Raw genomic sequence first — 23,254 nt, 5'->3', positions numbered from 1 at the left:
CTATTTCTAACAACCATTAGCTAACTCGCGTCAGCTTCGCCAGCTGCTCGATCCTTGCCATAGATTGATGGAATAAAACGCTCTTGATCGTGAAGCTTTTCCCAGATTACAGGCGGATCAATCGGATTTTTCAGCGACTTTGGCACGTCAATAATCCGCTGATTACTAGATCCGCGGAATTGCAACAGCGAATCATGAAGATCCTTCATATATCGCCCGTCAACAAGAATGTCAATGTATTGCAAAAGCTCAAGTTTATCTGGCGTCTCGCCTTTGCGCATAAGCTCTTCCCAAGTGTAACCAGTCCAGCTCCAAATGTCTTTTGTATTTCCAAACTCGCTTCGAATACGCTTGCAAAGTGGCAGCAAAATACCAGTGTTAAGAAGCGGCTCTCCGCCAAGAAGCGTCAATCCTTGCACGTACGGAAGCGCCAAATCTTCCATAATTTGGTCTTCAAGCTTTTGCGTGTATGGGTATCCTGCGCGAAAATCCCAAATCGACTCGTTATAGCATTCAACGCAATGGAACGGGCAGCCAGAAACGTACAGCGAGCAACGGATTCCTTCGCCATCCGTCATCAAAAAACGCTTATAATCCGCAATCATGCCCTTGCTCATGCGCTCACTGGACCACTGCCCTGCGCGCGGATTATTAGAAAGAGAGGTTGGAATCCAAGGCCCGCGGTTAACGTCTGCAGGTGCAAAATCGTGCAAACTTATACGAGCCATGGTTCCGACCTTTTTAGTAATTTAGCCTAGCTTTTACCTTATTTTATGCGACTTTATGCGACTTTAAGCTGCGACTTTACGCAATTACACGCTCCGCGATTTTACGCCGCAATCCTACGCACTACTTAGTTTCCTCGTACCACTCGCGAGACTCGCCATTGTTAAGAACAACATGGCCAGTTTCGCCCGACATATGCTTTACGCGATGAGCGATTTCCTCGTGGCGGCCGTGAACCATTGGGCGCTGAACAGGATTACCCAAGTAGCCGCAAGTGCGCTTAGTCACATTGCACTTATCTGGGTCACTGTTGCCGCACTCTGGGCAGCGGAAGCCTTCCTTAGTCGGCTCAAAATCGCCCTGGAATCCGCAAACAAAGCAATGGTCAATCGGAGTGTTCGTACCCAAGTAGCCAATGCCAATCTTGTAAGCGTAATCCCAAACAGCCTCCAAAGCCTTAGGATTCGCTTGCAAGCATGGGAACTCGCAGTAGTTAATAAATCCGCCGGAAGCAAAGTACGGGAAGTCAACCTCGTAGCGGAGCTTCTCCATAGGAGTTGGCTGCAACCACACTGGGTAATGGAAGGAATTAGTGTAGAAGTCGTGATCTGTAACGCCTTCAATGCTGCCAAACTTCTGGCGATCCATGCGGTTAAAGCGATCCGTCAAAGACTCAGCAGGAGTGGAATATACCGAGTAGTGGTATCCCTCTGCCTTCGACCACTGCTGGCAAAGCTGATTCATGCGGCGAACCATAGAAAGCGCAAATTGCTTGCCATCCTCATTCCAGCTGTGATCTTGCATCCAATCCTTACCAAAGAACACGGATGTAGCTTCATACAAGCCAATATAGCCAAGAGACACAGTTGCACGCTCATTGCGGAACAGCTGATCCACGCTCTCGTTAGCTCCCAAACGCCCAAACGCGCCGTAGCGGAACAGAGTTGGAGCATTCACAGGAGTTGCCTGCTTGCAACGCATAATGCGGAATCGCAAAGCTTGATGAGCCACTTCCATGCGCTCGTTAAAGAGCTTCCAGAAGCGGTTTACGTCTCCGTGAGACTCCAGCGCAATGCGAGGCACGTTAACTGTTACAACGCCAAGATTCATGCGGCCGTCTTCCACGTCTTTGCCAGTCTTTGGATCAATCCAGCCCTGAAGGAAGGATCGGCAGCCCATAGGTGCCTTAAAGGAGCCTGTAATCTTAACAATATTCTCGTAGAACACAACGTCTGGGTACATGCGCTTTGTAGAGCACTCAAGCGCAAGCTGCTTCAAATCGTAGTTAGGGTCGCCAGCATCTGCGTTAACGCCGTGCTTAATAGTAAACACAAGTTTAGGGAAGATAGCAGTATGACGGTCCTTGCCAAGTCCGCGAATGCGATTAAGCAAAATAGCGCGCTGAATTTCGCGAGCAAACCAAGACGTACCAAGACCAAAGCCAACAGTTACAAACGGAGTCTGGCCGTTAGAAACGCGGTTGGAATTGATTTGATATTCCATTGTTTGCATAGCGTCGTAAATCGCCTTGCGCGTCATAATCTTTGCGTAAACTTCGCGAAGCTGATCCAACTCACTCAAATTCTCATCAAAAGGAGTGTCTTCTGGAAGCGGATCCCTATCTAAACAATGAAGATTCTTAGGCTCCTGAGCCTTTAAGCCGTCAATCATGGCCTTAGCAACTTCGATTGGCGTGGAATCTGGAATCATGGCCTGAGCCATAGCAAGATTCTTGTCGTAATCGCACTTAGCGTAAGGCTCCAGCATCTCGTCTGCGCGGTTTACAGTTTGTCCGCCGTACTGCGCGCCTGCAATATCCTTAATAATCTGCGTAACTTGAGTAGCCGCCGTGCCAATCGACTTTGGGCTATCCATCATTGCGTTTCCAAGCGCAAATCCCTTAGCAAGCATGTTTCCAAAGTCTGGAAGCGAGCAATTGCTCATGCAAGTAAATGGCGAATAATCGGCATCGTGGAAGTGAATATCGCCCTTCATATGCGCGTTAGAAACCGCGTGTGGAAGCATAGAAAACGCGGAAGCCTTGGAAACAGCGCCTGCAAGAAGATCGCGCTGAGTAGCGTAAACGTTGGAATCCTTGTTAGCATTTTCGCGCACAAGCGACTCATCTCGGTTTACAAGGCGATTCACAGCTTCGTTAATATCGGTTGCCTTAGCGCGGTCGATATCTCGGTTCAGGCGGTAGCTTGTGTAGCAACGCGCAACTTCGTAAAGGTGATTTTCAATAAGACCATGCTCAACAAGAGTCTGAATATCTTCGATTTTTGCAGGGCCATTGTAACGGTCTTGAATCTCGGCCTCAATATGATCCGTAATATCGCGAATCATTTGCTCTTCTTGCGGACCAACTTCTTTGCGCAAATCCTTAAACGCAGCTTTAATGGCCATTATTATGTTCATCTGATCAAAGTCAACAACGCGGCCATCGCGCTTTTCGACTTGCACGCGAGACTTCTTAGAAGAGCCGTTTGAAGCTACATTAAAATCACCCAAAGTGACGGCTTCTTCATCTTGCAAAGTGGCATCTTCTAAAGTCATATCAGAGACCTGCATTCTACAGACCTTTCTCAAGCTAACATGTATTTTGAATCGCAAATCTACTTATGATTCGCAACAACTTGCTCTACTATAGCCCATAGCATGCACAATATCTAGGGTAATTTACATAAATAACAAACTACATATAGTGATTTTGTGGTTTCTGGCGATTTTCCAGGCGTGTCTCAGCGTGCCGTGCGCGCGGCTAGGGCGAGTCGCGCAAATTCTTGACGCTTTGATATATTGAGTCACGTGGAACAGACAGCTTTTCAACATGCAGAAGAATTTGGATTCCAACCTGGAGACATCGTACAGCAGTGGCTGTGGGACGATGACGTTGACGATGCGATTTGCAGCAATATCGAAGAATTGACTGGCGAAGAACTTGTTGATGAAGATTACAACTCCACTGTTGACGGAGTGATTATTTGGTGGCGCGATGGCGACGATGAAGACGAGCTAGCAGACACCATTATGGATGCAACAAACATGTTGAACAGCAACGCACCTATGTGGGTTTTAACACCTAAGCCAGGGCGTGCTGGTTCTCCAAGCTCGAGCACTGTTCAAGCAGCAGCAATGACTGCTGGAATGAACGCCGCAACGCCTTTAACAGTTAGCGAAGATTGGAATGGTATTCGCTTGCGCGCATTCGGCAAAGGTCAAAGCAAGTAGCGCAAATAGTAGGCGCTTAGTCGCGCTTAGTTAGTTAGTTAGTTAGTTAGTTAGCCGACGCTTTTTGTTGCTCTAAACGGCATTTTGAACAACATTTTCGGGAAAACAACTCCGCTTTTTGTAGCGATTTACGGCGTGTTGAACAACAAAAAGCGGAAATATCGTTAGCGCGGTCTAAGCGCGCTGTGTCGCTCGCGCGGTCTAAGCGCGCTCGCGTCTTCGCCGCACGTAAAGTCCACTGGACTTTACGTTTGAGCGGCTCAGCGCTCCGAATTGCCTTTTCGCGCTGCGCTCTAAGCGCGCGAACGTCCGCGTCCTCTACCTTTGCCTCGGCCTCTACCCCGGCCTTTGCGCTTTGGCTGCTCTGGCTCTGGCATACTCCAGCCCTCTTGCAAATCTGCCAAATCGCCAACAATCTCTTGCAAAATCGGCGACTCTGGCTTAACGTCTTGCGCTTTAGCATTAATGCCAGCACGCCTCAACATAGTGTGAGCCATGCGCTTTTGATTAGGTAACACAAGAGTCACAACATTGCCCGACTCGCCTGCTCGCGCAGTACGCCCCGACCTATGCAAGAACGACTTTGGATCCTCTGGCGGCTCCGTTTGCACAACAAGCGCTACATCGCTAATATCAATGCCTCGCGCAGCAACGTCCGTAGCCACTAGCACGCGCACGTCTCCACTAGCAAAAACGCTCATATGCCTATCGCGTTGATTTTGAGACAAGTTTCCTTGCAAGTCAACTGCAGGAATCCCCTGTTGCACAAACTTCTTTGCCATATTCTTGGCTTGATACTTTGTGCGCGTAAAGAATATTGAGCGCGCTTTGCCAGAAGCTAGCTTTCGCAAAACTTCGTACTTATCTGCCGCAGAAACGCCAAAAACGTAGTGTGTCATTGTGTCTACTTGCGAATCCGCGTCATCTACAGCGTGAACAAGCGCATTTGGCAGGAAGCGATTTACTATAGTCGCAACTTGCTTATCTAAAGTAGCAGAAAACAGCATGCGCTGACCGTTTGGATCAGTCTGCTCAAGCAAGCGCGTAACAGCTGGCAAAAATCCCATATCTGCCATTTCGTCCGCCTCATCTAAAACGCTTACCATCACTTTTTCGAGCGTTAACGCGCCTTGACGCAGCAAATCCTCTAATCGCCCTGGGCAAGCCACTACGATTTGCGCTCCCTGCTTAAGAAGCGCCATTTGCTGCTTATAACGCACGCCGCCATAAACCGTTACAGTTTTCATGCCGTAAGCAGCCGCTAGAGGCGCGATTACGTCGTCGATTTGATGCACCAGCTCGCGAGTCGGCGCCAAAATCATTGCGTGAGGCGCTGGAATATCGTCTTCTTTGCGATTCTTGTTTTTTCTAGAAGCGCGACCCGAGTTGATTAAATCAACAAAGTTCTCAGCCAATCGCGCAACAAGCGGAATAGAAAACGCTAACGTCTTGCCACTTCCCGTTCGGCCGCGCCCTAGAATGTTCGCGCCTTGCAAAGAGTCTGGCAAAGTTGCTTGCTGTATTGGAAAAGCCGTGGTTTTGCCGTCTGCGCGCAAAACTTCCACCAAAGGCTGCGGAACGCCTAGCTGCGCAAAAGTCACGTCATCGCTATAGTTTTCGCGTGATTCCACAGCTGTATCTGGGATCATTACGGAATTTTTTGTGATTTCTTGATTTTGCTTATCTGAATTTTGCTTATTTTGATTACGATTATTTATACGACGATTCTTAAAGTCGCGCTTATCAAAGTCGCGCTTATCAAAATCGCGCTTGCTAAAGTCCTGCGAAGTAAAGCTCTTCTCTCCAAAGTCCTTCTCAGCTTCTTGAATTGCCATCTCTTCGTATTGCAAAGCTTTTTCTCTGGCGCGACTTCTAGCTTTATCTGCCTTACGATTGCGGTTCTTACGAGCGTTAAATTCGTTATTCTTGCGATTTCTTCTATATTCAAATGGATTTTCTTTGGACTTATGGCCTTTTTTAGAAAAATTCTTATTATCTTTTTGACTTACAGTGGATTTTTTACTATTCGATTTTCTAGCATCGTTTTTTTGAGAAGTCGTTTTTTGGGAAGTTGTTTTCTTAGCAAATCTATTGTCAGCAGTTTTCTTAGAGCCGTGCGTTTTAGCAGACGCAGCATAATGAGTATGTGGCACAATAGCCTTTCGTATTTTATGATTGAACAATTCGATTTACGAATCGATAAAAAGTCATGAACTAACCGAGATTAGCACACACCCCACACAAAAACCCTGTATTTAAGATATACGCAATTGTTCAAGTGCTTAAGAGGGATTGGTAATTCTTGATCACGCAAGCGACATTTCCGCATTTTGTTGCCCAACACGCAGATTAGAGCAACATTTTCGGGAAAACAAAAGCCTCGCTCGGCCAAAGACCAAACGAGGCTTATGAGTATTGCTATAAGCACCAGTAAAGCTAATCAGCTATCAGTAAAACACTAGTAAAGCTAAATAGCTTACAACTAAACGCTAGTCACGATTAGCGTGCTTTGTGCGCATGCGACGAGTTGCAAATGCTCCGCCGATTGCTGCAATCATAGTTGCCATCAATCCAGTAGTAGCAACGTCTGCACCAGTCGCAATACCTGCATTTCCGCGAGAACGCATGCCCTTTATAACGCGGCTGCGAACAGCTGCACGCACTTTTGCTGCATTGGCTTGAGCATCCGCAAGCGCCTTACGTGCATCCGCAAGCTTAGCTGCCGCAGCGTCGACTTGCGCTTGCGTTGCATGCGGATCTGCAGCAACACGCTTAGCTTGTGCCAAGGCTTCGTCTAGCGTAGCAGCAGCCTGCTTAACAGCAGCATCTGCTTGCTTAACTTCTGGAGCGTTTTCTACAGCGTTGTTTACAGCCTTGTTGTCAACACCTGCACTGGCTGCGCCCGCAGCGCCAGTGCCAGCAGCACCAGCGCCTGAGCCTGGAGCTACAGCACCCATACCAGCGCCTTGCGCACCTGCACCTGGCGTGCTTGGATTTGTGCCAGCAGCACCAGAGCCTGGCTTAGCACCGCCTGGATTTTCGGTGGTATTAATCTGATTAATCAAATTCTGCTTATTAACGCCACCGCTCGTGCTTGTGGAAGTGCCAGAGCCAGAATCCGAACCTGAACCAGAATCCGAACCTGAACCAGAGCCAGGATTTTCATCACCGCTTGGCGGAACTGGATCTGTAGTCTTGCCATCAAGAGCAGCAGCCGCGTCTCTCAACGCCTTAAGAGCTGCATCCAAAGCCTTCTGCTTAGCATCCTTTGTGTCAAGATGATCGTCTGCGCTAGCCTGCTTCTTACCGGTCAGCTTATCGATAAGATCCTTAGCCTTTTGAAGAGCCTCGTCGTACGCCTGCTTCTTATCAGCAGAAGCATTGGTGTACTCTACAGACTTCTTAATATCTGCATCTTTAGCGATTTGTTTCTCAAGAGGCTTGGTGTTAACGCCATCCAAAGCAAGGCGAGCCTTAATGAGCTTGTCTAGAGCTTCGTCAACCTTCTTTTGAGCATCCGCTTCCTGTTTAGGAGTTCGCGGCGTGGTGCCTTCCTTCTTATAATTTGCATTATCGTCGTTTGCAGTCTTCAAAGCTTGCTCAGCGGCAGTCAAAGCGTCATCAAATGCTTTTTTCTTATCTGCAGAAGCAGTGGTATAAACAGAATCGCCTGGAGTCTTAGGATCAGTTTCACTTGGCTTCAAGCCCTTATCAGAGCCAATCTCCGCAGCAAGAGCATCGGTTTTAACACCTGCACCCTTAACTGTGTTGTCAAGCGCTTGCATTGCTTTAAGAAGATCCGCGTAGATATCGTTGACTTCGGCAGCGCCCTTAGCATCGCCCTTATCTCTGTCTAGCACGGCACCAGCAGCGGTAGAGGCATCATCAAATGCCTTCTTTTGCTTATTTCCGTCTTGCAAGGCCTTGTACTTATCGCCCGTAGCAAACTTATCCGCAATAACCTTCAAGTCTTCAAGACGAGCCATAGCATTATCGGTGTTTGCAGCGTTAGCGAGCGCATCGTCAATGTCGTCAACACCAGTGTCATTGCCATTATCATCTTTGTGATTACCAGCATCAGTATCTTCAATAATCTTCTTGAAAGCTTCCTTCTGCTTATCATTAAGATGATTGAACTCATCAATCTTCTTTAGAGCATCGGCAATCTTCTGGGCCTTTTCTGCACGGTTTGCAATAGCAGTTGGGTCGCCAGACTTTTTACTATCGTCAATCTGTTTATTGAACTTGTCCTTTTCTTCCTGAGACAAATTAGTAGCATTGACCCGCTCTTTGGCCTTCTGCTTTTCCTCGTCAAGTTTTCCATTTTGTGTTTGACTTGGATCACTAGCATTTGTCTTCTGTGCGTTAGTCACCTGCGCGTTGATAGCATCCATAGCATCTTTGATGCTTACTCCACCAACAGCATTCTTGATATCAGAAGGCTTCTTAGCATCTTTTACAGAAGTCTTAGCACCGTTGATTGCAGTCTTGGCAGTTTCTACCTTCTTCTTAACAGCTTCTTTCTGAGTATCATTCAAGCCATTTTCAGCATCCTCAAGCTGCTGCAAAAGCGCATCAAGCTTCGCAATACCAGCGTTCTTGGCATTTTCTTCGTTAATCGCATTCTGGCGCTTGGCTGCGGCAAGAGCATTCTTAATATCTTCTGCAGTAGCCTTAGAGCCTTCCTTCAGCTTCTCAGCCAAAGTCTTAAGCGTAGAATCTTCTTCTGGCGTAGAGTCAAGCACGCTGTTAAGAGCAGCGTCCTCAGTGTGATTTGGATCAGACGAATCATCTTTTCCACCCTTACCATGGTCAAGGAACACAAACGTTGCTTCTTTAGCTTCCTTCTTAACGCCATTAAGTTCGTTTTGCTTCTTGGATTCATCAACAACGCTATTTACGCCATTAATGTCATTTGCTTTATCAACCTTACCTTTAAGATCCTTCTTTTCTTGTTCAGACAAATTCTTAAGAGCATCGATTGCTTTCTTAGCAGCTTCTTTAGCAGCATCAAGCTCGTGCTGCTTCTTTTCGTCGCCGCCGCCCTTATTGTTGTTGATGATTTGCTGAACGTTAGGATCAGTTGTGTTGTTCTTATTCTCATTGCCTTTATCATTTGCAGCTTTCAGAATCTTCTGAATAGCAGTCTGATCCTTAGCATCATCAATCTGCTTCTTGAAATCTTCCTTCTGCTTAGGAGTCAGATACGGATTCTTATCAATAATCTTCTTCGCATCATCCTTCATCTGCTGGAGTTGCTTATCATCAGGCTTTGGAGTTGGCGTGGTTTCTTCCTTATTATAGGTAATGGAAACCGTGAAGAGCTGCTTGCCGCTCTGATCCTTAAAGACAATTGACTTATAATCTTTCGTGTTACCAGTTTCACTTGATGTAACTGACTTGATATTATTGTCAGCAATCTCCATGTCAACAGTGCCAGACTTTGGCTTAAGATCAGAAGCAGATGGAAGGTACGGAATAGTCATGCCATTCGTTGTAACTTGGAAATTATTCTGTCCATCATAGTTAGCGTCAAAGAATGCTTTAACAGCCTTCTTGAAATCATCTTCAGTAGGCTTATTCGGATCTTTAACCTTAATCGCAGCAGGTGCGTTATACTTGCGCTCAGCTTTCTTTGCATCGGTAAGCTTGCGAATAAGATCGCGCAGGTCTTTCTCGGCCGTTTGACCTTTCGCCATTTCATCGATCTTGCTATCATTCAGCTGATCAGGATCCACGATACCAGCGCGCTTCAAGTCGTCGTTAGAAAGCCCATCAGTTTTCGTGCGCTTTTTCAGCAAATCCTTGGCTTGCTGCTTTAGATTGTCAATCGTATTGTCTTTTTGAGGTTGAGAGCTGTTCTTTTTAACATACAAATCTGTTAAAGGAACATCAAATAGTTTATCTGAGCTATTCCAACCAGTTTCAAAACCTTGAACAGCTATGGTTCCGTCCTGATTAAGGCTAAACGTTACTACGCCTACGCCATTATGCTCACCCTGAACATATCGTTGCATATTGGTCACACCTGATACAGGCGTATTATTCTCTTTAAGAGAATACGAGCCTGTACTCAACTCACTTTCGTTTACGTTAGTATAGTTCTTTTGAATGAACTTCTTAAACGCAGCAATCTGATCTGCGGGTTGAGGGGAATTAACGTTATCTACTTGTACTGGATCCACATAATACTTATATGCAGTCATCTGACCTGGATGGTGCAAAGTGGTATCTGGGGTTGGTGTTTGCGTATTAATTTCTTGCTTGAAGAATACGCTCATTGGGTAGGTAGCATCTTTATAGCCATCGGCTTTAAAGGTAATGTAACCCTTACCATCTTTCACGTTATACGAAACATCGGTAATAGTTACCTCTGAATTATCTTTAGCATCCTTACCTTTAGTTTTTTTCTTAAACGCATCTTTAGCTGCACCAAGTGCTTTATTATAAGTTGTTAAATCTTCTTCCTTCATATTGAAGGGATCAAATTTGACGTTTTTTTGGTTTTGAGGCGCTTCAACAATGAACTCTTTTTCGGCTGCAGGAGTAGGCACTGATGGATCTGGAGATGGCGTAGTCTTTGGCTTCTGCTTTAAGAACTGCCACGCTGCGATAGTGGTTGTTGAGCCATCTGCCCATTTGATTGTTGCGTTTCCAGTGTTGGCATCTACCGCAACAGGTGCTTTATTACCATTTTTAGTCTTTGCCTCGTCATACGGCGTTATGCCAGTGTTGGCTGTATCAAATTCATTGATAATCTGCGTTTTTTCTTGTTCCGTCAAGCTAGAAAGATTCTCAACCTCAATTGGATCAGGCACAACGTAAGGAGCCCAGTCGGAGATCTTTGGCCCTTGGAACACAAGCTCAGACGCAGGAATCGTAGCCTTGGAGCCATCCTTGTACGTCACAACAAGGTTCTTGCCGTTATCATCAAACTTAATTCCGTCAGTTTCAGCAAGATGGCTGTTAAAATCACTATTATCCTTGTTCGCCTTCTTGAACGCAGCAATAACAGCTTCCTTATCTTCCTTCGTCAAAGCGCTCGGATTTACAACAGGAGTTGCAGCAGGCAAAGTTGGCTTATACTTATCGCTATCGTACTCGTCTTTTGTTACAAGCAAGCTAGCTGGCATAGTGCGCTTGGTACCGTCTTTAAAGGTGATAGTTGCAGAGCCATCCTTATTTACCACAACACCATCTTTGGCAACTAATTCTTTATAGTACGTGGTGCTTTCGTTTGCTTTTTCAATTTTTGCTTTAATAGCCTTTTGCTCATCGGGGCTTACATCGTCAAGCTTCTTAACCTTCGTAACCTCTGGATACGCAAGCTTCAAATGGTCCGCAATCTTTGGAGTATTGTGCTTTTGACCAACAGCATAGTGCCAGTTACCTGCAAAGCGATAAACACCAGCAGCAAAACGAAGCGGATTCTTATCGCGCTCTTTCCAGGCAGTATCTTCCATCTCGGAAACGTAGGTCATATCATACCAACGCTGACCAGCAGATTCCCAGTCTACAAAAATACCCTTAAGGCCTTGAGTTTGCTTTTGGTATTCTTCCCATTGTTGTGCGGTATTGCCCGTATTATCGTAACCTTTATTGTTTTTGGTACCCAAGCCCATAAGCTGTTTCCAGCCCTTGCTTGCAAGAATATTTTCGTCACTAAAATAATAATTAGAAATATTATTCCATTGCTTAGGGCTGTTAAAATGTTTGTCCGAAACTGCACCATAACCGTTTGCGTCGGTTGTAATAAATTGCGAAGAACCAGCAGGTTTAACCTGCTGCTTGCCATTTTGTGTTAACTTTTCAATACGCTTAAATTGAATATCTTGAGGATCTTTTAAACCAGCAGGAACACCAAACCACCACATAGGGCGGAACTTCCATTCGTCTGCTGTAGCATTGTCGTGGCAATTAGAAAGATAATGAACACGAACAAATTTACCAAGAGGGTCTATGCCTGTAGTACCGCCTTCTTTGGCGTGCTCAAAGGTATCGTAATATTCAACGTCAATGTTGAAATGAGCCTCGGCATATTTTGCATCAGTTTTGAAACCGTAATAAACATTGTTGCCAGTGCCGTCTACATAACCGTCAGCATAGGCAGGCGAGGAAACGAATACCCCCCCCCCAAGCACCATTGCGCCAGCCAGCATTGCAGCGCAAACGCTCTTTGAAAGAACTGGCTGAGAATCAGCCCCAACACCAGAATAAACGCCAGAATAGTGCTTAACTACACGAATCTTCTTAGACATACTCTTACTCCATTATCTTTTTCTTTGGATTAATGCGCCAACCAGACCGCAAAATCCATATAACTATGCAAGGCATATTCTACTAATTGTTTTATACAATTTAAGATTAATTCGTATGATGAATTTTATGTGATTAACGCACACAAGATTACATAGATTACGCCTAACTAGGTAGAGATTCGAGATTTTTCGCAGCGAAAGAGGCGAGCCTCAGCGCCGAAGGTGGTGACTCGCCGAGAGAGCAAGAAAAATCGAGAATCTCGGCGATGAAAACCACACAAAAGTTCTAGATATCCAGAAGGTTTGATGTATTTCTCTACGAGCAATAAATAGCGCCATACTGAGGCCTTGGAATATTAACGTTCATAAGACCCCCGTAAAGGAGCGCGTCACTTGCGAGGAGAGAAATACTCAAACCTCGCGCAACGCTAAGTAAGAAATATCGTTCGCGCGGTCTAAGCGCGCGAACGTCTTCGCCGCACGTAAAGTCCACTGGACTTTACGTTTAAGCGGCTCAGCGAATCGAGGTGATTTTTCGCGCGTTACGCAGCTCAAAATCATCGATTCGCCTCTGGCAAATCATCCCACCTGCCAACAAACTTCTTGTAGGCATCTTGGTCAATAACAACGTCTAACTCGCCAATCCAAGTAAACGGATCATTCGCTCTGCAAAAACCGTTCTTAAAGAAGTAAAGGCCTTCATCCATGCTAAGCGAATAAGTTCCGCCCATGTTGAACCACTTTAAGCCAAGCTCCTTAGTGCGCAAAATCAAATTCCAAATACACGTATAGCCTGGAGCAACCTTTCCATGCATGGTCTGCGTTGCGCCGTAAATGTACCACAAAGTGTCTTTGTAAGGGAACGAAAGCATGCTTGCAACTGGCTCACCCTCGTACTCGCAAGTGCAAATCTCAATCTGCGGGAACGCAGCAAGCAAGCGCTCAAAGTATTCAAATGGCCTATATTTAATGCCATGCCTGTTTGCCATAATCTTTGTAAGCTCGTAGAAGGTTTGCAAGTCTTCTTCCGACCTACTCCAGCGAGTTACAACACCAGCCTTAATGCCAGCACGAATATGCCTTCTTGTAAGCGTGCTAAAACCAGCCATAAGCTCTTCTTCGGTTTTGCCCTCAACCTTAAGCATAATCTCGTGAAGCGGGTTGGAATAAGACTTAGGGTGGAATCCCTGGCCTCTAAACGTGTAGCCAGCAGCCCTGTACTTTTCTATAAGAGCCTCGTCGGTTTGAACGCAAGGGTCCATTCTAAGCAAAAATGCGTTGTACTTTTCAAAAAGTGGCTTTGCTTCGTTGATTAGCTTTTTAGTGGTTTCAACGTCGTAAAAATCGCAAACTGGGCCTCTAGGAGCGTAAAACAGCGTTTTATCGTCTACAGCCTTAATGCCAAGAATAGACACTGCAGCAGTAATCTTGCCGTTTTCTTCCAGATAAACGTATTCGCTAGACCAGTTGTTTTTAACCTTTGCCCATGCCATGTCTTGCATTGCATTAGTGTACGGAGAATTTTTTACAAAGTCCTCGTATTCCTTAACTTTAGCAGAATCATTTTTATCTAGTATTGGCATTTGCACTCCTTTTTTAGCTCAATACACGATTTTAGCGCGACTACCGTTTAAGATATTTGCTTTAGCGTTTTACAAGGCGATTTGCCGCCAACAGACTGTGTCTTGCTGCTAAAAGCTTGCGACTTGCGACTAGCAACTTACGATTAGCGACTTGCCACCAACAGCTTGCGATTAGCCGCCAGACGCCAGCCGCAGCACCAACAACTTGCGATTAGCGCGTAAGCTTTCTGTGCAAGCGATGCGGACGAGCAGCTTCCTCACCAAGGCGCGCAATCTTGTTTTCCTCGTACGCCTGGAAGTTGCCTTCAAACCAGTACCAATTTGCAGGATTCTCGTCGGTGCCTTCCCAAGCAAGAATATGCGTTGCAACGCGGTCTAAGAACCAGCGATCGTGCGAAACAACCACAGCGCATCCTGGGAAGTCAAGCAAAGCGTTCTCTAAGCTTTCAAGAGTTTCAACATCTAAATCGTTAGTAGGCTCATCAAGCAGAAGCAAGTTGCCGCCCTGCTTAAGAGTCAAAGCCAAATTCAAGCGGTTACGCTCGCCGCCAGAAAGCACGCCCGTAAGCTTTTGCTGATCCGACCCCTTAAAACCAAAGCTTGCAACGTATGCGCGAGTAGGAATCTCAACGCCTGCAACCTCAATAAAATCAAGGCCTCCCGAAACAGCTTCCCACAGATTCTTATTTGGATCCAAGCCTGCGCGATTCTGATCTACGTACGAAATCTTAACAGTGTCTCCAACAGTAAGCTCGCCGCCAGAAAGTGGCTCCAATCCCACAATCGTCTTGAAAAGCGTAGACTTACCAACACCATTCGGGCCAATCACGCCAACAATGCCGTTACGAGGCAATGTAAACGACAAGTCGTCGATTAACACGCGATCTCCAAAAGCCTTGTGAATATGCTTCGCTTCCAAAACTTGCGATCCCAAGCGTGGACCTGCTGGAATTTGAATCTCCGAAAAATCAAGCTTCTTGGAATTGCGTGCCTCTTGCTCCATCTGGTCATAACGCTCCAAACGAGCCTTATTCTTGGCCTGGCGAGCCTTTGGCGAGCTGCGCACCCAGTCAAGCTCATTCTTCAAGCGCTTAGCAAGCTTTGCATCTTTAGCGCCCTGAATCTCCATACGCTTGGCCTTAGTTTCCAAGTAAGTAGTGTAATTGCCCTTGTATGGGTAAAGCTGGCCGCGATCCACCTCGCAAATCCACTCTGCAACGTTATCCATAAAGTAGCGATCGTGAGTTACAGCAATAACAGCGCCTTCGTACTTGTGCAAGAACTGTTCCAGCCAAAGAATTGACTCCGCATCCAAGTGGTTTGTAGGCTCGTCAAGCAGCAGCAAATCTGGTGCTTCAAGCAAAAGCTTGCACAATGCAACTCGTCGTCTTTCGCCACCCGAGCACACAGAAACAGGCGAATCTGGGTCTGGGCATTGCAAAGCGTCCATTGCCTGCTCAAGTTGCGAATCCAAATCCCAACCGTTAGCCGCATCAATCTCCGTTTGCAGCTTGCCCATCTCTTCCATCAATGCATCAAAGTCGGCATCTGGATTTGCCATCTCTTCGCCGATTTTGTTGAATCGATCAACCTTTTGAGCAATCTCACCAAAAGCCATCTTAATGTTTTCGCCAACGGTTTTAGTCTCATCCAGCGGCGGCTCCTGTTGCAAAATGCCAACGGTGTAGCCTGGAGTAATCGAAGCTTCGCCGTTAGAAACATTTTCCAACCCAGCCATAATCTTTAGCAACGTTGATTTACCCATGCCATTAGGGCCAACAACGCCAATTTTTGCGCCCGGCAAGAAGCTTAAGGTAACGTCGTCTAGAATTACGCGATCTCCGTAAGACTTGCGTGCCTTAATCATTTGGTAAATAAATTCAGCCAAAGTAATACCTTTCTTAAAATTGTTAAACCGCTATTTTAGTTGCTATTAGTTGCCGTTAGTTGCCATTTTCTACATTAATCGCAGCTGAACGCCATTAAACCGCCGCCGCTTTCTGCGCTCGATCCGAAGAATCGCCAGCAGCATCCGCTCCATCTTCTGGAGGAATCTGACACATCCATTCGCCAACAATGCCAATAATCATGTCTATAATGCACACGATTCCCGCAATAACACATTCGCGAATAACGTTGGAATAAAGCGGAATATCCGCATGCGGCCAGCAAACAAAAATCTGACCTGCATACCAGCCCGTTAAAATAGCACCAGCCATTCCAAGCGATTTTGCAAGCATTAACGCCGAAACAGCCATTTGCATGTTAAAAGGCTTGCGCTCTTTTGGCTTAGAAGTAGCGTATTGATGCGTTTGCCAAGCAAGAACAAACGTGACTATTCCGCCGATTATCATAACAGCCAAAACAATCCACGGAGCTCCCGAAAGCGATATTGCGCTAGATTCTGTAATCGAGACCAAAAACGCGCCGAATACGAATCCAAACAATAGTCCAAGCGCAAAATACCACCAAGGCGTACGGTAAGCTTTCATCAGCACTCCCCAATAATCCAGCGCTCAGAATAAACGCCAACTTGCGAAGCATCTTGCAAAAGCGCAAGTTTGTAAGAGACTGGCTCGCCATCAATTGCAGCATCTGGCTCAACTTGCATCCACGGCTCCAATTGCGCAGCACTTAAGTGCAAAGGATTGCTTGAATCCATTGACTTTGTAGACGCGCTATCTAAGCCGTATTCTCTTGTTCCAACAATATTTAAGCGCAAATCTAAAGAGCTGGCAGAATCGGCAGAATCTCCAGAATCGCCATCAATTTGATCGCGTTGCATTTGCTCGATTCTTTGCGCAAATTCCTGATTGCTCATTGTTGTAGACGCCACTACAACCGCGCAAAAATCTTCACCGTTTGCATTGCTTGCCTGGTAAAGCGCCGAAACGCCTTCGACTTGAGTTACGCTATGCGAATCTTTATGCTCAAGTTCACTTAATACGTTTAGCATTGCGCGCATTGTTGAATCGCTCTTTTTGCCTTGCATAGAAACCACTGCGGTTGTTTGCATTGGACTATTTAGGGCATTTGTAGTATTTGCGATATTTGAGTTATAGGAAGACTCGTGCGATTCTTGCACTTCTGCGGTTGCTTGCGACTTTTGCGCTTCAGAATCCGCTGCAGCACCAGCCTTAGAAGCATTAGAATCCGAATCCTTATAGCTCTTCTCTAAACTCGCACCTGCAACATTCCTCTTTAAGCTTTCTGGAATCTCCACAGGCGGGAGCGGCGAATCTGGGCGATCCGCATTAGAAAGCCACAAATCGCGCTCTGGCGCCTTACGAATCTTAGAAAAGATTTGCTCAAGTTCCTTCTCGTTAAGAGTCTCCTTAACAAGAAGCTTGCTAACAAGCTCATCCAAAATATCGCGATTATTGTTAATAATCTGCCAAGCCTCGGTATGAGCCGTTTCAATAAGCTTATGAACTTCTTCGTCAATCACTTCCGCAGTCTTATTAGAGAACTTACGCGATTGCAAAGAATCCAAAGAACCAGAAGAATCCTGATCCGCATCCATCCACTTTACAGCACCAAGCTTAGACGAGAAGCCATATTCAACAACCATCTTGCGAGCGATTGCTGTAGCCTTTTCAATGTCGTTGGAAGCGCCAGTAGTTGGATCGTGGAACACAACCTCTTCCGCAGTACGGCCGCCCATAGCATACGCCATTTGATCAAGCAGCTGGTTTCGAGACTGAGAATAGCGGTCGCTAGTTGGCATAACCGCCGTGTATCCAAGAGCGCGGCCGCGAGGCAAAATCGTAACCTTAGTAACAGGATCCGTGTGATGCAAGGCCGCAGCAACAAGCGCGTGGCCACCTTCGTGATAAGCCGTGTTACGCAACTCATCCAAAGCCATGCCCTTAGACTTCTTTCTAGGACCAGCCTGAACGCGGTCAATCGCCTCATCAATAGCGCGATTGTCAATAAGCTGAGCACCAGAACGAGCGCAAAGCAAAGCCGCCTCATTAAGCACATTAGCCAAATCCGCGCCCGTAAATCCAGGAGTTCTAACAGCAACCATATGAAGATCTACGTCTGGAACAAAAGGCTTGCCTTTAGCGTGAACCTTAAGAATCGCCTCTCGGCCTTCCAAATCTGGAGCTTCCACAGCCACTTGGCGATCAAATCGACCTGGTCGCAAAAGCGCAGAATCAAGCACATCTGGTCGGTTTGTAGCGGCAATAATAATCAAATTAGTGTCGTTATCGAAGCCGTCCATCTCTACAAGCAGCTGATTAAGAGTTTGCTCGCGCTCATCGTGGCCGCCAGTCATGCCACTTCCGCGGCGGCGTCCAACAGCGTCAATCTCGTCAATAAAGATGATTGCTGGAGCGTTCTTTTTAGCCTCATCAAACAGCTCGCGCACGCGAGACGCGCCAAGACCAACAAACATCTCAACAAAGTCCGATCCAGCCATTGCGTAGAACGGAACGCCAGCTTCGCCTGCAATAGCACGCGCAAGAAGAGTTTTACCAGTTCCTGGAGGGCCATAAAGCAGCACGCCACGCGGAATGCGCGCGCCCAAAGCCTTGTAGCGAGAAGGATCTTTAAGGAATTCCTTAATCTCCTCAACTTCTTCTACTGCAGACTGCTCGCCTGCAACATCCGCAAACTTAGTTTTAGGAGTCTGACCTTCCAAAAGCTTTCCACGGCCGCGGCCGCCACCCATGCCAAGCATTCCGCCGCCTGCGCTTGCCATTCTGCCAAACATAAACCAAACAAGTCCAAGCAGAATCAAAATCGGCAGCATAGACGTAATCAAGTACGAGAAAAAGCTAGAAGTTTGTATGCTAACAGTCCAACCGTTTGCTGGCTTAGCCTTTTGAATCTTTTGCACAACTGTCTTGCTTTGAGCAATCGTGTAGTAGAACTGAACGTCTTTTCCGTAATCGTGCTTTTGCTTATCGCGCTTATCTACCTTAACGTATTTATTGTTTAGAGTAAGCTTAACAAGCTGCTTATTGTCTATAACCTCAACGTAATTTGCACTACGATTATCGAGCAACTCTAATCCGTCTTGAGTGTCGATTGTTTGCGAACCATTATGCACAAACAATTGGAATGCAGCTACAGAAAGCAAAACTAAAATAACAATCCAAGTCCAAGGCGACTTAAAGAATTTACGATTGGAATCGGAATTATTGCCATCCTTTGGATTGGCGTTATTCTTATTGCCATTATTCTTATTGCCGTTATTGTTCTTATTCTTATTCTTATTTGAATTGTTTCCAAAATTAGGAGGCAAGAACGGATTGTTGCCGTTTCCTCCCATAGGACTTTTCATAGGTCCACCCATAGGTCCGCGAGGCGACATTGGAGAAGCGCCCATACAATCAGACTCCTTTCAGGATTCTAACTAACAACACTCGTCTAAACACGTAATCACTAATCGCAAGCAACCAAAGCGTAATCGCTGTAATCGCTGTAATTAATCGCTTGAATTAATCGCTTGAATTAATCCCTGTAATTAATCGCTTTAATTAATCGCTAAATAAATAGCATGTAATCAATCAAGATTACTCAATTGCAACCATCTAATCAAGACCGCTAATAAAGAACCAATCAAGACTCATATACAGAAGGCTTAAGAACCGCAATAGAATTAAGATTCCTGTACTTTTCGTCGTAGTCCATGCCAAAACCGACTACAAACGCGTCTGGAATCTCAAAACCAGTGTACGCAATATCTACTTCCACTTCTCGGCGAGCTGGCTTTGTTAAAAGCGCAAACACCTTTACACTTGCAGCTCCCCTGCCCTTAAGCTCCCTAACAAGCCAGTCCAAAGTCTTGCCAGAATCAACAATATCCTCAACAATCAGCACATCTCGACCGCGAACATCAGTAGTTAAGTCCTCGCGAACCGTAATCTGGCCGCTGGTCTTAGTACCACTGCCGTAGCTAGAAAGACTCATAAAGTCCATCGGCGCGTTAAGTCTAAGCTCCTGCGAGAAAACAGCAAGCGTGTTTACAGCGCCTTTAAGCACTGCAACAAGCAAAATATCGCGGTTTTCGTAGTCTTTGCTAACTTGAGCAGCAACCTCGCGAATGCGCTTCATAAGCTCTTCGTGGCTGATTAATTCGTAATCAATATCATCTCTTATATCTGCAACTTGCATGCTAACTATAATTGCATAAGAGAATGACGGACATGTTACAACTTACACATTAGGATTTAGACTATAAGCATGGTGTACTCATCTTGTTGGCGCAAAGGAATCGGCCAAGTAAAACGTTGCTTTAATAACATAGGGTTAAACGTGCAAGACCCTCAATTCTTGCAACACGGCGAGCATGCAACTTTGCCATCCGCTCCTATTGTGTTGGTCGCATGCTCTGGCGGTCGCGATTCGCTTGCACTAACGGCGCTTGCATCAAAAGTTTGCGCAAGCAGAGGGATTCAATGCGGTGCAATAATCGTAAATCATAATCTTCAAAAAGACTCCAGCAAAGTGGCGCTTAATGCTGCTAAAACTGTTGCAAAACTTGGAGTAGAAGAGTCACTCGTATTTGTTAAATCTGTGCAAGTTAAAGATAACGAAGAGGGAGAAGAAAGCGCAGCCAGAGATGCTAGATACGCTGCGATTATTGAAGTTGCAAAAGATTTGCGCGCGGCGGCGGTTCTTTTAGCACACACAGCAAACGACCAAGCAGAAACGGTTTTAATGGGATTGCGCGATTCTGCTGGCTTGGAGGCCGTGGCTGGAATGAAAGACATTACGGTTAGGGAGAATGTGCTATTTGCGCGGCCGCTGATTAATCTTACGCGGCTTGAAACCACGCAGATTTGCAAGGATTTGGGCGTTGAATGGTGGGACGATCCAACGAACGGCGATTCATCGCCAATCGATGTTGAGCTGCCAAAATCCTACCCGCTGCGCTCTAGAATCAGGCATACACTTATGCCGTATATTTCGCAATTTTTTGACTCAGATATGACTTTGCTGCTTGCAAAAGGAGCGAAATTTGCTCAAGACGACCTAGACTACATAAACTCGCAAGTAAATCTTGTAGAAAAAGAGGCGATTGTAAAAGAGGATTGCAAAGTCAAAATCAAACTTGCGACTCTAGAAAATAGCCACATCTCGATTAGGCGGCGAATCGTAGCTCGCGCGCTAAGTGCTGCTGGAATACGCTTTTCGTCAAATCATATAGAATCAATCGACGAGTTAATAACAAACTGGCATGGTCAAAAGCCGATTGCGCTTCCAGGAGGATATGAAGCAAGCAGAAAATCGCATACTATAACGATTTACGCACGCGCGCTTTGACCGAGCTTGAAGGCAGGTCGTCGCGCGCGCGATATTTCCGCTTTTTGTACGTGATTTAGGTCAAAAATGGTACAAAATGCGGAAGTTTTTCCGCCAAGTGAAGTAGAGATTCGAGATTTTTCGCACTGAATGAGATGAACCTCAGCATGAAATGGTGATTCATCGAATGAAGAAGAAAAATCGAGAATCTCGGCGATAAAAGCTACGCAAAAGTCCTAGATATCCAGAAGGTTTGATGTATTTCTCTACGAGCAATAAATAGCGCCATCCCAAAACCTAAAACCTTAGAATATTAACGTTCATAAACTATCCGTAAAAGCGTTTCGCTTGCGCGGATTAGCCGCGCTCACGTCTTCGCAGCGCAGAAGCAGTGCTTCTGCCTTGAGCTGCTCAGCGCTCCAAATTGCCTTCTCGCGCTACGCTCTAAGCTCGAAGGCAGATTGGCGCGCCTGCGAGGAGAGAAATACTCAAACCTCGCGCAACAACAAGCAAAGACGCGAGCAACTAAAGATTGGTCAGCTCCGCCATCATCTTATTAACGCCAACATAAGTGTAGTTAACGTCTCCAGGAGGATTAACAACAACCGCAAAAGTTAGCGCGCCTCCCGACTTTCTAGAAACGTTGCCAACCATAGACGAAACATCACCCAAAAATCCAGTTTTAACACGCATCAATCCAGCTGCCGACTTATCAACAAGACGCTTTCTAGCAGAAGTACACCAAACGCCTGGCAAAGCCAAGCCTTCTGCTGCAGCAGCACCAAGCCCCGCCTTAAGATTTTGCGCTTGAACCTGAATCAAAGTAACCGCGCGAACAGCTGATTTAGGCGAAAGTCCCGAGCAATCCGACATGTGCAATCCGTTTATATCAATACCTAAATCGCGCAAAACATCTTGCACAGCCAAAGTTGCACCCTTTGGAGAATTTGACTTACGCATAGCGAGCGCAGTTAAACGCCCGAACTCTTCTGCAAGGGAATTGTCGGAATGCCTAAGCATATACGCCATTATCTCGCTTAGCGGAGCAGAACAAACGCGCGCAATCTGGCTAAAATCGGCGGAAATAAGCGATTTTTTGTAGCTAACATGCATGGAGTCTGCGCCAGAAATTTTAGCCGCCTTAGTGATTTTTGCAGAATCACCCTTCCATTCGCGAACGTCAATTCCAGACTTTTGCAGCAAATTTGCAAAAATCAAACCCGTACTAACCGCAGGATGCCTGTCTAAAAGCGGATAATCGTCGGTATCGTCCGCGTCGTTTCCGTACGAAACCCACGCCGCAAAATCGCGATTGCGCCCCTCATCTACCGCAACAGACGAAGTTGGAGCGTAGAATCTACCTTCTTCGTCGTTCTCGTTAATAAGCTCAGGGTATCTTTTTGCACCAAACAGCGAATCGTCAACAGCAAACTGAACAATCTTAACGCCCCGCTTTTTAAGAGCTGCAGCCGTTTTATTTGCAAGAGTTTCTAAACCTGCTCTACCGTTTACGTGATTCGGGTCGCTTTGCCCAGCCCCAAGCAGCATGTCTCCGCCGCCGCGCAAAACAATTCGCGCAGCACTACCACTCTCGTCGCAGCTTGCATAGACCAGCGTGTCTAGCGTTGAAGCCATGTCTAAAGTATGCGAGGCTGCTAGAGCTGTAAGCGTTTTCATTGTAGACGCTGGTTGCAAAGCAAGATCTTCGTTTTTTGCAGCAATAATCTTCCCGTTTGCATCCGCTATAACAGCCGCCGCATTTGGCCCAAGCGCGGGATTTTCAAGGAATGTTTGCAAAACCTTTTCCGCAGCAGCTTTGTCAACTGGCTTGTTTTTATCTAATTGCTTTATTAAAGACGCGTAATGCGCTATTTTCTTAGGTTTTGGACTGCTTAGCTCTTGCAAAGATTTATTGTTTTTAATTGCCATTCGCGACTGAATAAAATCGCGATTTTGCAAAAGATCTTTGCTATCGAACAGAATGTATCCGCACATTAGTGATAGAACGCTTGCAGCTGCGATTAAGCACACAACAGCGCGATTACGTGACTTTGGCGGCTTTTGCGCGCCTAAGCTAGACGTAAATCCAGCTTTTTCTCTTGATTCTTTAGACGTAAAAGCATCTTCGGGAATCTCGATTATATTATCTGGATTCTTAACGTTTTCATCGTCTTGCATGCGCACGCCGCCTGTTTTACC

12 protein-coding genes are annotated in these 23,254 nt (G+C 46.1%); 2 read left to right on the top strand and 10 right to left on the bottom strand.

What is annotated here, in order from left to right; all coding sequences use genetic code 11:
• Positions 1-20: 20 nt before the first annotated feature.
• Complete coding sequence (nrdG, locus tag HXT36_RS00205; protein WP_421778813.1) at positions 21-728, bottom strand: anaerobic ribonucleoside-triphosphate reductase activating protein; 708 nt, start codon at positions 726-728, stop codon at positions 21-23.
• Between the two features lie 121 nt (positions 729-849).
• Positions 850-3,297: an anaerobic ribonucleoside-triphosphate reductase gene (nrdD, locus tag HXT36_RS00200; protein ID WP_421778812.1), complete on the bottom strand. Its 2,448-nt coding sequence runs from the start codon at positions 3,295-3,297 to the stop codon at positions 850-852.
• Between the two features lie 237 nt (positions 3,298-3,534).
• On the opposite strand from nrdD, the gene HXT36_RS00195 reads away from it, so the two are divergent.
• Positions 3,535-3,957 (top strand): DUF3052 domain-containing protein, encoded by a 423-nt coding sequence (locus tag HXT36_RS00195; RefSeq protein WP_101896648.1) that lies wholly within the window; start codon positions 3,535-3,537, stop codon positions 3,955-3,957.
• A gap of 293 nt (positions 3,958-4,250) precedes the next feature.
• On the opposite strand, the gene HXT36_RS00190 is transcribed toward HXT36_RS00195, so the two are convergent.
• From HXT36_RS00190 to hpt, 7 genes are all read right to left on the bottom strand, one after another.
• The gene (locus HXT36_RS00190) at positions 4,251-6,110 is read right to left on the bottom strand and encodes a DEAD/DEAH box helicase (protein WP_421778811.1); all 1,860 of its coding nucleotides are present in this window, start codon (positions 6,108-6,110) and stop codon (positions 4,251-4,253) included.
• A gap of 336 nt (positions 6,111-6,446) precedes the next feature.
• On the bottom strand, positions 6,447-12,215 hold the full coding sequence (locus HXT36_RS00185) for a GA module (protein WP_421778810.1): 5,769 nt from the start codon (positions 12,213-12,215) through the stop codon (positions 6,447-6,449).
• Positions 12,216-12,772: 557 nt separating this feature from the next.
• Positions 12,773-13,798, bottom strand: coding sequence for a lipid II:glycine glycyltransferase FemX (locus tag HXT36_RS00180; protein WP_016831155.1), 1,026 nt, complete (start codon positions 13,796-13,798; stop codon positions 12,773-12,775).
• 211 nt (positions 13,799-14,009) lie between these two features.
• Positions 14,010-15,686: an energy-dependent translational throttle protein EttA gene (gene ettA, locus HXT36_RS00175; protein WP_004130043.1), complete on the bottom strand. Its 1,677-nt coding sequence runs from the start codon at positions 15,684-15,686 to the stop codon at positions 14,010-14,012.
• A gap of 94 nt (positions 15,687-15,780) precedes the next feature.
• Positions 15,781-16,290 (bottom strand): DUF3180 domain-containing protein, encoded by a 510-nt coding sequence (locus HXT36_RS00170; RefSeq protein WP_016831152.1) that lies wholly within the window; start codon positions 16,288-16,290, stop codon positions 15,781-15,783.
• Positions 16,290-19,136, bottom strand: coding sequence for an ATP-dependent zinc metalloprotease FtsH (gene ftsH, locus HXT36_RS00165; protein WP_421778809.1), 2,847 nt, complete (start codon positions 19,134-19,136; stop codon positions 16,290-16,292). Before ftsH ends, HXT36_RS00170 begins: the two co-directional genes overlap by 1 nt.
• Positions 19,137-19,369: 233 nt before the next feature.
• Positions 19,370-19,924 (bottom strand): hypoxanthine phosphoribosyltransferase, encoded by a 555-nt coding sequence (hpt, locus tag HXT36_RS00160; RefSeq protein WP_016833125.1) that lies wholly within the window; start codon positions 19,922-19,924, stop codon positions 19,370-19,372.
• Positions 19,925-19,993: 69 nt separating this feature from the next.
• Here hpt and tilS point away from each other — a divergent pair, with 69 nt between their 5' ends.
• Positions 19,994-21,076: a tRNA lysidine(34) synthetase TilS gene (gene tilS, locus HXT36_RS00155; protein ID WP_421778808.1), complete on the top strand. Its 1,083-nt coding sequence runs from the start codon at positions 19,994-19,996 to the stop codon at positions 21,074-21,076.
• A 504-nt stretch (positions 21,077-21,580) separates the two neighbouring features.
• Here the strand turns inward: tilS and HXT36_RS00150 are convergent.
• A complete protein-coding gene (locus HXT36_RS00150; protein WP_020757111.1) occupies positions 21,581-23,233 on the bottom strand; it encodes a D-alanyl-D-alanine carboxypeptidase/D-alanyl-D-alanine-endopeptidase in 1,653 nt (550 codons plus the stop codon).
• Positions 23,234-23,254: the final 21 nt, after the last annotated feature.

Source organism: Gardnerella sp. DNF01144 (assembly GCF_049244245.1).
In the GTDB taxonomy this organism is placed as follows: domain Bacteria; phylum Actinomycetota; class Actinomycetes; order Actinomycetales; family Bifidobacteriaceae; genus Bifidobacterium; species Bifidobacterium piotii.
Note: the sequence above shows the minus strand (reverse complement) of the source record. Positions and strands in the feature narration are given on the sequence as shown.